The organism is Halorubrum sp. ASP1 (genome assembly GCF_005435135.1).
GTDB classification, from domain to species: domain Archaea; phylum Halobacteriota; class Halobacteria; order Halobacteriales; family Haloferacaceae; genus Halorubrum; species Halorubrum tropicale.
Map to the genome: position 1 here is coordinate 1 of NZ_SGUA01000045.1, position 633 is coordinate 633.

Genomic DNA, 633 nt, shown 5'->3' on the forward strand with positions numbered 1-633 from the left:
CGCTTTCTCCCTGCTCAGCAAGGAGTGCAGCGCGACCCTGTGCGACGTTGAGCGGACTGCGCAAATCGTGGGAGATAACACTCGCAAACTCTCCAAGCCGCTCGTTCTGCTGACGTAGTTGTCGCTCACGTTCGACGCGTTCAGTCACGTTCCGAGTGACCCCAACGAGACGTGTTATCTCACCATCGGAGACTACCGGCGCAAGTTTTGTCTGCCAGAAGCGTGCTCCTTCGCTGACCAGGAGTTCCTCCTGATACGAGATCGGTTCGCCAGCCTTGACACAGCGGTGATAGTTCGCGGCTAACTCAGCGCCCTGTTCTTCACCGAACACGGCTTGTGGTGTCTGGCCCTGTACTTCCTCGGTAGTAATCCCAGTCTGGCGCTCATAGGAGGGACTGAGGCGCTCAAACTCGAATTGGACACCATCCCCATCTTCCTCAACATTCATCAGAAAGATGGCGTCCTCCACGCTGTTCAAAACGGCTTCGTACTCTTCGGCAAGCTCGCGCGCTTCGCGTTCGTACTCTTTTCGCTCAGTAATGTCTCGACTGCTAAGCAGAATCCCATCGATGATGTCGTCGTCAACTCGATTCCGCATTGTGGCCTCAATCCAGCGCCACGAGCCGTTGGCGT

The 633-nt window shown here is 56.2% G+C and carries 1 protein-coding gene; it reads right to left on the reverse strand.

The genetic code is table 11. From position 1 onward, the window contains the following. Window positions 1-633: PAS domain S-box protein (locus EXE48_RS18165; protein WP_137712168.1), on the reverse strand; the 633-nt coding region annotated here is incomplete at both ends.